Origin of the sequence: Agromyces sp. Soil535 (assembly GCF_001428255.1) — a bacterium.
Classification (GTDB): Bacteria; Actinomycetota; Actinomycetes; order Actinomycetales; family Microbacteriaceae; genus Agromyces.
This window is the reverse complement of sequence record NZ_LMRW01000023.1, coordinates 450,134-463,577: the sequence shown is the minus strand read 5'-3', so window position 1 is coordinate 463,577 and position 13,444 is coordinate 450,134. Positions and strand designations below refer to the sequence as shown.

Below are 13,444 nucleotides of genomic sequence, written 5' to 3'. Positions count from 1 at the left end.
GGCGGATTCAATCGGTCGTTGCAACACCGCGTGTGATTAGTCCGTGTTGACGAGTTTATGCAGGCGCTGGGCTGGGGTTTCCCAGCCCAGCGTTTTGCGTGGGCGGCCGTTGAGCTTCTGGGCGACGTGCTCAAGGTCGATGGGGCTGTGGGCGGATAGATCGGTGCCTTTCGGGAAGTACTGGCGCAAGAGTCCGTTGGTGTTCTCATTCGAGCCACGCTGCCAGGGGCTGGCGGGGTCACAGAAGTACACCTGAACACCGGTGGCGATGTGGAACGACTTGTGTGCGGCCATCTCGGCGCCCTGGTCCCAGGTCAACGACCCACGCAGATGAGCAGGCAGGGTACCGATCAGCCCGACGAGCACGTCACGGACTTCCTCGGCGGTATGCCCTGCGGTCAGGTGACCGAGCATCACGTACCGCGTTGACCGCTCAACGAGGGTCACGATCGCGGACCGATTCCCCGCGCCCAGGATCAGATCGCCTTCCCAATGCCCGGGAACGGCGCGGTCCTCGACTTCGGCGGGGCGCTCGCTGATCATCACCATTGGGTCGATGAACCGGCTCGTGCGCTGCTCCGGTGAACGACGCGGTTTCCGACGGGTCCGGCCCGTCCGCAACGCGTCCACGATCTCGCGTTTGAGTCCGCCGCGGGCTTGGACGTAGAGAGCTTGGTAGATCGTTTCCGTGCTCACCCTCATGCCCTCATCGTCAGGGAAGCTCACCCTCAGCATGTTGCTGATCTGCTCCGGGGACCACTGTGACATGAGCCCTGCGGACACGTACTCACGCAACCGGCCCGGCTGAGCGAGCTTCGACGGCTTCGGGCGGGGTCGTCGCGCGACGGAATGGCGGTGCGCCGCATTCGCCCGATACGCCCCGCCCGCGGACGCGTTCTGATCGATCTCTCGCTTGATCGTCGACGCAGGCCTACTCAGTTCCCTCCCGATCGCCCGCAACGACCACCCCTGCCGGCGCAGATCACCGATCCGCTCTCGATCCTCGAGCGTGAGGAACCGCGGATGCAACGGTTTCTCCAACAACGCCAGGCCAAGCGGCGGACTCGTCATGCCCTCCATCGTGGTCTGCCCCGTCGTGTAATCGACGCGGTGCCCGTCGGGATAGAACCTCGAGTTGCGCGACTTGCGAACCCCGCGATCCCAGTCCTCAGCCGTTCGTTCATGGATGCCGACCCGGTCCGCCGCGGCCCGCCGCGATAACCYCTGCTTCCGCAACGCGGCATACTCCGGCTGCCGTGGATCAGGCCGCGCCGGATACCGGCCGTTCGACCGCAAACCTTTCTGACGCGCCCACCCGAACGCGGTATTCCTGTTCAACCCCAGCTGACGAGCGACCGCGGACACGCTCCCAACGACAGCCATCAACGCGAGGAACTCCGCCCTCAGCTCCGCACGATCCCCTGAAAACGACACGGTGGCCGCAACCTCCTGAAAATCAGGGTGTTGCGACCACCGTCAGAACCCGCACGGGATCCCGGCCCTTCATGAACACCTCAGTCCAGACCGCACCCGGCACCCGCCGGGCCGGTGTCCNATCATGTCGAAGTCGAGCACCAGCGAGTACGCGGCCATGATGATCACGAGAGGAACTCCGCCCTCAGCTCCGCACGATCCCCTGAAAACGACACGGTGGCCGCAACCTCCTGAAAATCAGGGTGTTGCGACCACCGTCAGAACCCGCAGGAAGGGCTCGGCCCCCGCTCGCGTCTGCGATGGGTCAGCGGAGGGTTGAGGGCACCCCGAGGTCATCGAGAGCGCCCATCATCCGCTCGCCGAGCAGCATCAGGCGCTTGACGGGCTCCCGACTGAACACCAGCCTGAGGTGACGGTCCGCGATCACGCCGCCCCAGCCGGTCATGGGCGTCGCCGCCACCTGGTGCGCGAGCAGGGCGCGCGAGAGGTCGCCGGGCTCGACGCCCAGCGCCCGTGCGTCGAGCAGCTGCGACCAGCCGCCCGCCGCCGGGACGACCGGCAGCCCGCGCAGCTCCGCGTTGACCGTGTCACGTCGTCGCTGCCACTCCGCGACGCTGGCGGCGAGGCCGTCGTCGGGGGTCGTGAGCGCCGCCACGGCCCCGGCTTGCGCGAAGCCGCCCGCGACGATCCCGTTGTAGATGTGCACCATCGAGAGATCGGCCATCACGGCGGCGGGCGCGACGATCCATCCGATGCGCCATCCGATCATGCGCTGCTCCATCGAGACGGTGCCGACGATGATCGTGCGTTCCCGCATGCCCGGGTATGCGACGGGATGGAGGATCGGCGCGCTGTCATAGACGATGCCCTCCATGAACGCCCAGTAGACCAACCAGAGATCGTGGTCGACGCAGATCCTGGCGATCGCGTGCCACTCGTCGTCGGTGAGCAGGTAACCCGACGGGAACGACGGATTCTGGAGCATGATCGCTCGCGTGGCGGGGCCGACCGCGCCGGCGAGCTCATCGAGGTCGAGGCGCCATGCCCCCTCCACGACGCGCATCGGCACGAGGTGGGGCGAGGCGCCGGCGAGCCGAACACGGTTGAGCATGCCGGCGTAGGTGGGGTCGGTCAGGATGACCTCGTCGCCGGGATCCGTGACCGCGAGCAGGGCGTCGAGCAGGCCGTCACCGTCGCTCGCGGTGATCACCACCTCAGTGCCGGAGTCGTACTCGGTCCCGGACCGCAGGTGCACCCGTTCGGCGACCGCGCGGCACAACTCCGGCCTGCCCGTGAACGGCAGGTACGAGTTCGACGACAGCGCTCCGATGGCATCCCGAGTCGCCTCGACGGCCTCAGCCGGCGGCGCGAGGTCGGTGTCGAGGTTCTCGAGCCGCAGGACGTCGGGGTCGTCTCCCGCGGCGGCGGCGACCCGGTCGATGCTGAAGCCCGCGACTTCCGCGAGTCGTGTAGGACGGACCGTCATGGCAGCCTCCACCTGGCCCGCCCGTCGGGTCCCGGGGGCCCTCGGCGTCATTCTCCTCCGCCGATTGCCGAGACACCAGTGGCACACGGGCGCCCGCGGCGGGGTCGCGTAGAATCATTTGATGCCTCGCCCTACCGAGGCGTTCGGTGAAAGGCGGTTCCGCATGACCCTGCTCGAGACGATCTCGGGACCGCGCGACCTCGACGCGCTGAGTCACGAGCAGCTCGAGCAGCTCGCGGCCGAGATCCGCGAGTACCTCGTCGCATCAGTGTCGAAGACGGGCGGACACCTGGGACCGAACCTCGGCGTCGTCGAGATGACCATCGCGATCCACCGCGTGTTCGATTCGCCGCGCGACGCCATCGTGTTCGACACGGGCCACCAGTCGTACGTGCACAAGCTCCTCACCGGGCGCAAGGACCTGTCGACGCTCCGCCAGACGGGAGGCATCGCCGGCTATCCGCAGCGGTCCGAATCCGAGCACGACATCGTCGAGAGCTCTCACGCGTCCAGCTCGCTGTCGTGGGCCGACGGCATCTCGAAGGCGTTCGAGATGACCGGCCAGGACGACCGGCACGTCGTCGCGGTCGTCGGCGACGGCGCGCTCACCGGCGGCATGACGTGGGAGGCGCTCAACAACATCTCCGACGACAACACTCGCAAGCTGATCGTCATCGTGAACGACAACGGCCGCTCCTATGCCCCGACGATCGGCGGCATGGCACGGTTCCTCGACAGCGTGCGCACGAAGCAGACCTACCGCAACCTGCACCTCTCGAGCCGTCGCGCGTTCGACCGTCTCGGCCAGCCGGCCCGCGCGTTCTACCGTGGCGTGCGCGGCGGCCTGCACGGGTTCCTGAGTCGCGTCACGGGCAATGAGGCGCTCTACTCGAATCTCGACATCAAGTACATCGGCCCCGTCGACGGCCACGACGAACGCGCCATGGAGGCGGCGCTCCGGCAGGCGAAGGACTACGGCGCCCCCGTCATCGTGCACACGATCACCGACAAGGGTCGCGGCTACGAGCCGGCGCGCAACGACGTCGCCGACCAGTTCCACGCCGTCGGCCAGATCGATCCCGAGACGGGGGAGTCGCTCGAGGCGGCATCCGCGCCGTCGTGGACCAACGTGTTCGCAGGCGAACTCGTTCGCCAGGCCGAGCGCAATGAGCGGCTCGTCGGCATCACGGCCGCCATGCTGAGACCCACCGGCCTGCACCGCATGGCCGAGCGGTTCCCGAACCGCGTGTTCGACGTGGGCATCGCCGAGCAGCACGCGGCGACGTCCGCAGCCGGCCTCGCGTTCGGTGGGCTGCATCCGGTGGTCGCCGTCTACGCGACGTTCATCAATCGCGCATTCGACCAGGTGCTCATGGATGTCGCGCTGCACAAGGCCGGCGTCACGTTCGTGCTCGACCGCGCCGGCGTCACCGGCCCCGACGGGCCGAGCCACCACGGTGTCTGGGACCTGTCGATCCTGCAGGTCGTGCCCGGCATCCGCATTGCTGCCCCACGCGACTCCGTGCGACTCGCGGAGGAGCTCGGCGAGGCCGTGGCCGTCGACGACGCGCCCACGGTGCTGCGGTTCCCGAAGGGCACGGTCGGCGTGGACTTCGACGCGATCCGACGCACGCACGACGGCGTCGACGTGCTTGCGGAGTCGGGCCGGAAGGACGTGCTGGTCGTCACAGTCGGCCCCATGGCGGGCATCGGGCTCCAGGTGGCCGAACGGCTCGAGGCGCAGGGGATCGGCGCCACCGTCGTCGACCCGCGTTGGGTGGTGCCCGTTCCGCGCAGCGTGATCGAGCTCGCGCGCGACCACCGGATCGTCGTGAGCCTCGAGGACGGCATCCGCGTCGGCGGCATCGGCACGCGCATCCGCCAGGACCTCCGCGAGGCCGACGTGGACACCGCGGTCACCGAGATCGGACTGCCCGACGAGTTCCTCGAGCACGGTTCGCGCGCCGACATCCTCGAGCGCGTCGGACTCACCCCTCAGCACATCGCGCGCGACGTGACCGCGATGGTGCTCGGCTCCAAGCTTCCCCACGCGCGCGGCGCCGGCCTCGAGAGCGTGTCGACCGACACGCGCCCCCAGCCGCGGGTCTGACGGCCCGGTCAGTCCTCCGGCAGTGCCGGCGCGATGCACACGGATCGCGTTGCAGCGGCGTCGTCCTCGAGCGCACGCCGCGCAGTGCGATGCCAGCCGAGCGGAATGGCGATCCCAGCGGCGAGCAAGAACGGTGTCGCCGTGGTCGGCCACGGTAGGAGTCCGCTGGGGAACGGCGTCGTCCAAGCGACGGCAATCCCGACGCCGATGCCGAAGAGCGTGAACGCCACGAGGTGGATCCGAATGCCGGGCACAGTGCGCAACAGGAATCCGAGCAGGTAGGCGAGCGGCGCGCCGAGAAAGAGCGCCCCCATCGACCACGCAAGCACGAACATCCCTCCGTAGATGACCCACATGAAGATCGTGAATCCGATGTCGTCGAGCCAGTCGTCATACCCCCAGGTGATCCCGGTCTCCCACGCCGAGATCACGGGCGCAATAGCGAGCCCCAGGATCGACATCAATAAGAACCACCCCCAGGCACCAAGGGCGCCGCGGGCGAACTCCCCGAAGGTGAACGCCATCGGCCGTGCCGCGCTCCGCGGCGACGGGGTACGGTGGCGCGTCGCTGCGGCATCGACGCTCACGCCTGCACCTCCGCGACGAGATCGAGTAGCTCGCGCAACGGCGCACGCAGCATCGGCACGCGCGTGAGTGGGAGGACACCCCGAAGAAGGCGGAGTCCCCGCTCGAGAAGTCGGAAACTACGCTCCTGACCAGGCGACGTGTCATACACCCAGAACAACGCGAGCAGGAGATGGCCGAGCACGAGCGCGTTCGGCAACGCGCGCTCAAAGTCGGTCGGTAGGGAGTGCTTCGCTCCCGCGAGTGCCGATCGGAACAGGTCGAGGACGATGCCGAGGGCCGGCGCGGACTCCGTCGACAACGGGTTGATCGGTGAGCGCGGGGAGACGGCGGCCGAGAGGAATTCTGGCGCGAAGCGATGGAACGGGGCGAGGCCTTCGAGCCCGGTGCGATAGACGATTCCCAGCCGTTCGATCAGGTCGCCGGTCGTCTCGAGGACGGGCTCGGCAGCAGCCCGGTGCGCGTACTGCACGTCGAGGTAGAGCTCTTGGACGAGGTGGTGCTTCGACGGGAAGTGGTAGTGCGTCGTGCCGACCGAGACTCCCGCCTCCTGTGCAATGAGTCGAATCGTCGTTGCGTCATAGCCACGTTCACGGAACGAGCGCATCGCGAACCCGCGGATGTGCGCACGCGTGCGATCGCTCTTCGTGAGGGGCCCGGGGGCAGAACTGAACATGTTCAGATCATAGCAGTGAAACACTGCGGCGAGAGTGGATCGAACATGAAGGGGCCCGTGACTCGCCAGGAGTCACGGGCCCACTACGGGTCGGTCAGGGGATGCTACGCGCCGACGCCCTTCACCGGCGGGTGGTGGAAGGGGTCGCCGAAGACCCGCTCCGACGCGCCGACCCGGTCGAGGTACGGCGTGAGGCCGCCCATCTGGAACGGGAAGCCAGCACCGAGGATCATGCAGAGATCGATGTCCTCGGGAGCGGCGACCACGCCGTCGTCGAGCATGAGCCGGACCTCACGGGCGAGGCCGTCCTGCAACGTGACGAGGATGTCATCAGCGCTGCGGGGGTGCTTGCCGCCGGACACGAGCTTCATGGCGCCCTTGTCGAAGCCTTTGACCTTGCCCTTGTCGTCCTTGTCGAGCAGCGTGCCGTAGTCGGCGAGCTTGTGCAGGTTCTCGCTTCGGTAGAAGCGATCGGGGAACGCCGCGTGATGCGTGTCGAGCACGTGCGCGCCCACCTTGAGGCCCACGAGGTCGAGCAGCGCCGACGGCGCCATCGGCAGGCCGAGCGGGGCGATCGCCTGGTCGACGGTCTCGAACGAGGTGCCCTCGTCGACCGCCCGCATCGCCTCGCCGAGGAGCACGGCGAGCAGCCGGTTGACCACGAAGCCGGGGGTGTCCGCCGTGATCACGGCGTCCTTCTTCAGGTTCCGAGCGGTGACCATCGCGGTGGAGAGGGTCGCGTCATCCGTGTGCGGCGTCTTCACGACCTCGATGAGCGGCATGACCGCGACCGGCGTGAAGAAGTGGAAGCCCACGAGCCGCTCGGGGTGCGCGAGCTTCGCCCCGATCTGCTCGACGGAGAGCGATGAGGTGTTCGTGGCGAGGACGGCCTCGGGGGAGATGAACTGCTCGATCTCGGCGAAGACGTCCTGCTTGATCTGGAGCTCCTCGAAGACGGCCTCGATCACCCAGTCGCAGTCCGCGAAGTCGGCCTTGTCGGTGGTGCCCGTGACGAGCGCCTTCAGGCGGTTCGCCTCATCTGGGGAGATGCGGCCCTTTCCGAGCAGTGCGTCGATCTCGCCGGTGATGTAGGCGACGCCCTTGTCGACGCGCTCCTCGTCGATGTCGGTGATGACCACGGGCACGCGCAGGCGGCGCACGAAGAGCAGGGCGAGCTGGCTGGCCATGTAGCCGGCGCCGAGCACGCCCACCTTCGTGACCTTCTTCGCGAGCTCCTTGTCGGGCGCGCCGGCCGGGCGCTTCGTGCGCTTCTGCACGAGGTTGAACGCGTAGACGGATGCCTGGAGCTGGTCGCCCTCGATCAGGTCGGCGAGCACCTCGTCCTCACGCTGGAACCCTTCCGCTCGCGTGCCGTTCTTCGCCGCCTTCATGAGGTCGAGCGCGGCGTACGGGGATTGCGGCACCGAGCCGATGCGGCTCTTCAGCATCTTCGTGACGATGCCGATCGCGGCGTCCCACTTGACGAGGCGCTCCACCCTGCCGGGCTCGTTCGGGCGCTTCACCTTGACGCGACCCGAGATCACGTCGTCGGCCCAACGGATCGAGTCCTCGAGGTAGCTCACCGACGGGAAGATCGCGTCGGCGATTCCGAGCTCGTAGGCGTCCTGCCCCTTGAGCGTGCGGTTCTGCTTCAGCGGGTTCTCGATGACGACCTTGAGCGCGTTCTCGATGCCGATGAGGTTCGGCAGGATCGTCGCGCCGCCCCATCCCGGGATGAGGCCGAGGAACACCTCGGGCAGGGCGAGCGCCGGTGCGGAGGCATCCACCGTGCGGTAGTCGGCGTGCAGGCCGATCTCGAGGCCGCCGCCCAGGGCGAGGCCGTTGTAGAACACGAACGTCGGCACGCCGACGCCGCTGAGCTTGCCGAGCGCGTAGTGGCCGAGCTGCACGAACTTCTTCGCGGTCTCCTTGTCGGGGATCTCGGCGACCTTGGACAGGTCGGCGCCGGCGGCGAGGATGAACGGCTTGCCCGTGACGGCCACGGCGTCGATCTCGCCGGCGGCGGCACGCGCCGTGAGCTCGTCGAGCGTCTTCGCGTACTCGAGCAGCGTGGCCGCACCGAGCGTGTTCGGGCGGGTGTGGTCGCGTCCGTTGTCGAGTGTCACGAGCGCGAGCGTCTTGCCCGACGGCAGGGGGATGTCGCGCACGTACGAATGGGTGACGACCTCGTCGTCGCCCGCGAGGGCCACCAGGGAGTCGAAATCGATGGTCGAGTAGTCGGTCATCCTCAGGCCTTCTTCGCCTTCTTGTCGAAGTTCGGGTTCTCCCAGATCATCGTGCCGCCCTGTCCGAGGCCGACGCACATGCTGGTGATGCCGTATCGCACGTCGGGGCGCTCGGTGAACTGGCTCGCGAGCTGGTTCATGAGGCGCACGCCCGACGAGGCGAGCGGGTGGCCGACCGCGATCGCGCCGCCCCATGGATTCACCCTCGGGTCGTCGTCGGCGATGCCGTAGTGGTCGAGGAACGAGAGCACTTGCACGGCGAACGCCTCGTTCATCTCGAACAGGTCGATGTCGTCGATGGTGAGGCCTGCCCTGCGCAGCGCCTTCTCGGTCGCGGGGATCGGGCCGATGCCCATGATCTCTGGGTCGACGCCCGCGAACGCGTAGCTCACGAGCTTCATCTTCGGGGTGAGGCCGAGCTCCTTGGCGGCGGCGCCGGATGCCAGGATGGCGGCCGTGGCGCCGTCGTTCAGGCCGGACGCGTTGCCGGCGGTGATGCGGCCGTGCGGGCGGAACGGCGTCTTCAGCGTCGCGAGCCCCTCGAGAGTGGTCTCGGGTCGCATCATCTCGTCGCGCGTGGCGAGGCCCCAGCCCTCCTCGGTGCGGATGGCGACGGGAACGAGGTCCTGCTGGATCTTCCCGGCCGCGTAGGCGGCGGCGGTCTTCTGCTGGCTCGCGAGGGCATAGCGGTCGCTCCGCTCCTTCGTGAGCTGCGGGAAGCGGTCGTGGATGCGCTCGGCGGTGGCACCCATGACGAGGGCGTCCTCGCCGACGAGCCGCTCACTGAGGAAGCGCGGGTTCGGGTCGACACCCGAGCCCATCGGGTGGTGGCCCATGTGCTCGACGCCGCCGGCGATCGCGAGGTCGTACATCCCGAAGCCGATCGAGCCCGACATCATGGCGGCGGCGGTCATGGCGCCGGCGCACATGCGGTCGATGGCGAAGCCCGGGACGGTCTTCGGGATGCCGGCGAGGATCGCGGCCGACCGGCCGATGGTGAGGCCCTGGTCTCCGGTCTGCGTGGTGGCCGCGATCGCGACGTCGTCGATGCGGTCCTTCGGCACGTTCGGATTGCGCTCGAGGAGTCCCACGATCGCCTTCACGACGAGATCGTCGGCCCTGGTGTTCCAGTACATGCCCTTGTCGCCGGCCTTGCCGAACGGGGTTCGGACCCCGTCGACGAACACGACTTCAGCTCGTTCAGCCACGCTGCAGCTCCCTTTCGGATCAGGATGTCTTCGATCCTACGAACGCGATCCGAGGGCGCTGAATCGCTTGACGGAACCTACGAACCGCCGGTCGCGGCGTCTTGAACCGATTGTGATGCCTCGACAAAGGCATCCGCGATTATCTGTGCGGTTGCCTCAAGCTGCCAGGGGCGCGCGCCAAGCGCCGCGAGCGCCGAGGAGATCGCCACCGCGCTCGGGTCGGTGGGCGGATGCCACGCCACCCGGCGCAGGTGGTCGGGGGTGAGCAGGTTCTCCACCGGCATCTCGAGACGTTCCGCCATCTCTGAGATCCCGGCCTTCGCCAGCCGCAGCCGGGCGTCGGCCTCGGGGTTGCGCATCGGCCAGGCGCGCGGCGGGGGCGGCGAGTCGCTCGGCACCCGGACGGCGGGCAGCTGGTCCGTCGCGAGGCCGCGTTCGACCGCCGACCACCATCGATCGAGCTCGGAGCGGCTCGCTCGGCCCGTGAACTCCCGAAGGTCGGCGAGCGCACGCCGCGTCTGGGGCAGCGCCTTCGCTGCAGCGAGGATCGATGCGTCGGGCACCATGCGTCCGGGTGCGGTGTCCAGCTCCGCGGCGCGGGCGTCGCGGGCGAGCCACAGCTCCCGCGCGACCGCGAGGTTGCGAGGGTTGCGGATCGCATGGATGCCGGAGAGCCGGCGCCACGGCTCGGCGGCCGGCGGCTTCGCCTCGCGGTGCAGCACCGCCTCGAACTCCTGGTCGGCGAGCTCCGACTTGTCGGCCTCGGCGAGGCGTTCGACAAGACGGTCGCGCACGTCGATGAGGAGCTGGACGTCGAGGGCGGCGTACGTGAGCCACGCCTGCGGGAGCGGTCGCGTCGACCAGTCGGCCGCCGAGTGCTCCTTCGCCAGCCGGATGCCGAGCAGTTCCTCGACCACCGAGGCGAGGCCGACCCGTGGCATCCCGAGCAGGCGTGCCGCGAGCTCGGTGTCGAAGATCCGGTCGGGGTCGAGGCCGACCTCCCGAAGGCAGGCGAGATCCTGGCTCGCGGCGTGCAGCACCCACTCCTCGGAGCGGATCGCGCGCTCCAGCCTTGAGAAGTCGGGGATCTGCGGCGGATCGAAGAGGAACGTGCCGGCGCCGCGCCGGAACAACTGGATGAGGTACGCGCGCTGCGAGTACCGGAATCCGCTCGCACGCTCGGCATCCACAGCGATGGGTCCCTCGCCGCCTGCGAGGCGTCGGACGGCGTCGTCGAAGTCGGCGGGCGACTCGATCACCCGGAATTCATCCACGCTTGGTCCTCCGTCGGGGCAGGGCGGTCACCCCCTCTGAACGAGGCGGCAGCCCCGCGAGCATGCACAACAACTCTCCCCAGCCTTCCACATGCGGGCCGACGGCGGCGTCGAGCGGCGTCCATGACGCCCGCACCTCGATCTGGGCGCCGTCGCCCTGCCGGGCGAGCTCGCCGAAACCCGTCGACAGGATCTTCGTCGCCGTCCCCGAGGCGGCGATGTAGCGCGCGCCCCGCGCATCGAGCGCGTCGACGAGCCAGGACCACGCGACGTCCGCGAGGAAGGGGTCGAGCCCGATGTCGGTCTCGAGCGGCGCCTGCGCGAAGCACACCACGCGGAACCGGCCGCCCCAGGCCTCGGGCTCATCAGGGTCGTACAACAGGACGAAGCGGCCGGTGCCGAGGTCGGAGTCGTCGCCGTGGCGCGTCGGCGCGACATCCGCGGAGAGCGCCACCGCGAACGGGGCGAGCGAGCCCGGTGCGGGGATCTCCGAGATGCGCAGCTCTGCCCGCAGCGAGGCCGCACGCAGCGCGTCGAGCGCGGCCTCGAACTCTGGTGGCTGTGGCGTCTCGGAGTCGGGCACGTGTGCAGACTAGAGTCTCGGGTGGAACGGATGTCGGCGGCACGCCGCACCACCGCCCACACGGGACGACCGCTTCGCGAGGGAGGGCACGGATGGGTCGACGCAACGCCGCCGGGGGAGTGATCGGGGTCGCGGCCGCCGCCGTGGGGCTGCTCGCCGCGGCCGTCGGTGCGACCGCCGCGATCGCCACCGTGGTGTACGCGCGGCGGGTCGTGACGCCGCCCGCGACGAAGCCCGAGGACGAGCGCATCGCCGCGGTGGACCTCGCGAGCGGGGAGGTCGTGCTGGCGGCATCCGACGAGACCAGGATGCGCGGCCGGTACGGCTTCTGGTTCGATCACGAGTCGGGCCACGCGCGCCTCGGCGACGTCATCGACGCAGACGACCGCCTCGTGCGGCGCCGCATCGACTCGGTCGACTTCGGCCGCCTCGAGCGCACCGATCGCGGGCGCATGAACGGCGCGTACCACTTGGGGCCGTGGGAACTCGGGCACGGCTACGACAACGTGATGGTCGAGACCCCGCTCGGCCCCGCGCCCGCGTGGTTCGTCTCTGCAGCCGAACCGTCGACGCGCTGGGTCATTCAGGTGCATGGTCGCGGCGCGAAGCGGCACGAGGGCCTGCGCGCCGTCGATCCGGCCAGGGAGGCCGGCTGGAACACCCTGCTCATCTCGTATCGCAACGACGGCGAGGCCCCCGAGAGCGAGGACCGGCGGTACGGACTCGGCGGCACCGAGTGGGCCGACGTCGTGGCCGCCGTCCGTTATGCAGAGGAGCACGGTGCCGAGCGCATCGTGCTCATGGGCTGGTCGATGGGCGGCGCGATCGTGTTGCAGGCGGTGCTGCGCTCTGCGGTCGTGCGCGAGCGTCTCGTGGGCGTCATCATGGACTCGCCCGCCGTCGACTGGGTGGACATCCTCAGGTTCCAGGGCCAGGCGCTCGGCATGCCCCGTGGGCTCGGCGACGTGGTCGCGCGCCTGCTCGGCGGACCATGGAGCGGCGGGCTCACCGGCGTCGCGGCGCCGATCGACGTGGACGACCTCGACCCGGTCGCCCGTGCCGACGAGTTCACGGTGCCGATGCTCCTCATGCACAGCGTCGACGACGGGTTCGTGCCGATCGAGGGCTCGCGCCGCCTGGCGGCGGCTCGCCCCGACCTGATCGAGTTCCAGGTGTTCGAGGGCGCGCGCCACACCAAGCTCTGGAACCACGATCCCGAGCGTTGGACGGGCCTCGTGCGCGGCTGGCTCGAGCGCAGCTCCGTCGACGTCCACCGGCTCGGCGACGAGGCGGAGATCGCGGGCTGAGCGGATGCCGCGTTGCGGCGGCATCCGCGACGACGCGGATCGCCGGCGACGGCGTCAGGCGGCGATGCGCTTCCGGACCTGGCGCTTCACGCGGCCGAGCATCCCGGTCATGCCGCGCACGCGCAGTGGCGACACCGCCTCGGAGAGGCCGAGCGACTGCGGGTAGTCCGCGGGCACGGCGAGTACCTCGTCGACCGGTAGACCGTCGAGGCCCTGCACGAGGATCGACGCGAACCCGCGCGTCGTCGGCGACTCGGCCGGCGCCGTCGCGTGCAGGTGCACCCGACCGTGCTCGAGCTCCACGAAGATGTACACCGGCGACTGGCACTCCTCGACCTTCTCGAACAGGTCGGGGTGGTCTCGGTAGCGCTCGGGCAGCTCGGGCAGTTCGTTCGAGAACTCGAGCAGCAGTTGCAGGCGGTCGCGCACTCCGAGCGCGAGGAAGTCCTCGCGGGTCTCGGAGAGTCGGGCGGGCAGTGTCGTGGCGTCCATCGGTTCCATTCTCCCACTGCGGGCGATCGACACGGTCCGCCCG

The 13,444-nt window shown here is 69.2% G+C and carries 11 protein-coding genes; 2 read left to right on the top strand and 9 right to left on the bottom strand.

Annotation, left to right across the window (positions count from 1 at the left end):
- Positions 1-36: 36 nt before the first annotated feature.
- The gene (locus ASG80_RS15205; RefSeq protein WP_235508348.1) at positions 37-1,080 is read right to left on the bottom strand and encodes an IS30 family transposase; all 1,044 of its coding nucleotides are present in this window, start codon (positions 1,078-1,080) and stop codon (positions 37-39) included.
- A gap of 658 nt (positions 1,081-1,738) precedes the next feature.
- A complete protein-coding gene (locus tag ASG80_RS15200) occupies positions 1,739-2,920 on the bottom strand; it encodes a pyridoxal phosphate-dependent aminotransferase (RefSeq protein WP_056732119.1) in 1,182 nt (393 codons plus the stop codon).
- A 163-nt stretch (positions 2,921-3,083) separates the two neighbouring features.
- Here ASG80_RS15200 and dxs point away from each other — a divergent pair, with 163 nt between their 5' ends.
- Entirely contained in the window at positions 3,084-5,030 is a 1,947-nt protein-coding gene (dxs, locus tag ASG80_RS15195; protein WP_056732118.1) for a 1-deoxy-D-xylulose-5-phosphate synthase, read from the top strand.
- A gap of 8 nt (positions 5,031-5,038) precedes the next feature.
- Here the strand turns inward: dxs and ASG80_RS15190 are convergent, their stop codons facing one another.
- From ASG80_RS15190 to ASG80_RS15165, 6 genes are all read right to left on the bottom strand, one after another.
- The gene (locus ASG80_RS15190) at positions 5,039-5,617 is read right to left on the bottom strand and encodes a hypothetical protein (protein ID WP_156401868.1); all 579 of its coding nucleotides are present in this window, start codon (positions 5,615-5,617) and stop codon (positions 5,039-5,041) included.
- Positions 5,614-6,291 (bottom strand): TetR/AcrR family transcriptional regulator, encoded by a 678-nt coding sequence (locus ASG80_RS15185; protein ID WP_056732116.1) that lies wholly within the window; start codon positions 6,289-6,291, stop codon positions 5,614-5,616. Before ASG80_RS15185 ends, ASG80_RS15190 begins: the two co-directional genes overlap by 4 nt.
- A gap of 104 nt (positions 6,292-6,395) precedes the next feature.
- Entirely contained in the window at positions 6,396-8,537 is a 2,142-nt protein-coding gene (locus ASG80_RS15180; protein ID WP_056732115.1) for a 3-hydroxyacyl-CoA dehydrogenase NAD-binding domain-containing protein, read from the bottom strand.
- A gap of 2 nt (positions 8,538-8,539) precedes the next feature.
- Complete coding sequence (locus ASG80_RS15175; protein WP_056732114.1) at positions 8,540-9,745, bottom strand: acetyl-CoA C-acyltransferase; 1,206 nt, start codon at positions 9,743-9,745, stop codon at positions 8,540-8,542.
- A gap of 77 nt (positions 9,746-9,822) precedes the next feature.
- The gene (locus ASG80_RS15170) at positions 9,823-11,019 is read right to left on the bottom strand and encodes an HRDC domain-containing protein (RefSeq protein ID WP_056732107.1); all 1,197 of its coding nucleotides are present in this window, start codon (positions 11,017-11,019) and stop codon (positions 9,823-9,825) included.
- Positions 11,012-11,602, bottom strand: coding sequence for a DUF3000 domain-containing protein (locus ASG80_RS15165; protein ID WP_056732101.1), 591 nt, complete (start codon positions 11,600-11,602; stop codon positions 11,012-11,014). Before ASG80_RS15165 ends, ASG80_RS15170 begins: the two co-directional genes overlap by 8 nt.
- 92 nt (positions 11,603-11,694) lie before the next feature.
- Here ASG80_RS15165 and ASG80_RS15160 point away from each other — a divergent pair, with 92 nt between their 5' ends.
- Positions 11,695-12,909, top strand: a complete 1,215-nt coding sequence (locus ASG80_RS15160; protein WP_082590416.1) for a S9 family peptidase — start codon at positions 11,695-11,697, stop codon at positions 12,907-12,909.
- A gap of 54 nt (positions 12,910-12,963) precedes the next feature.
- Here the strand turns inward: ASG80_RS15160 and ASG80_RS15155 are convergent, their stop codons facing one another.
- Entirely contained in the window at positions 12,964-13,401 is a 438-nt protein-coding gene (locus tag ASG80_RS15155; RefSeq protein WP_056732097.1) for a SufE family protein, read from the bottom strand.
- Positions 13,402-13,444 lie beyond the last annotated feature (43 nt).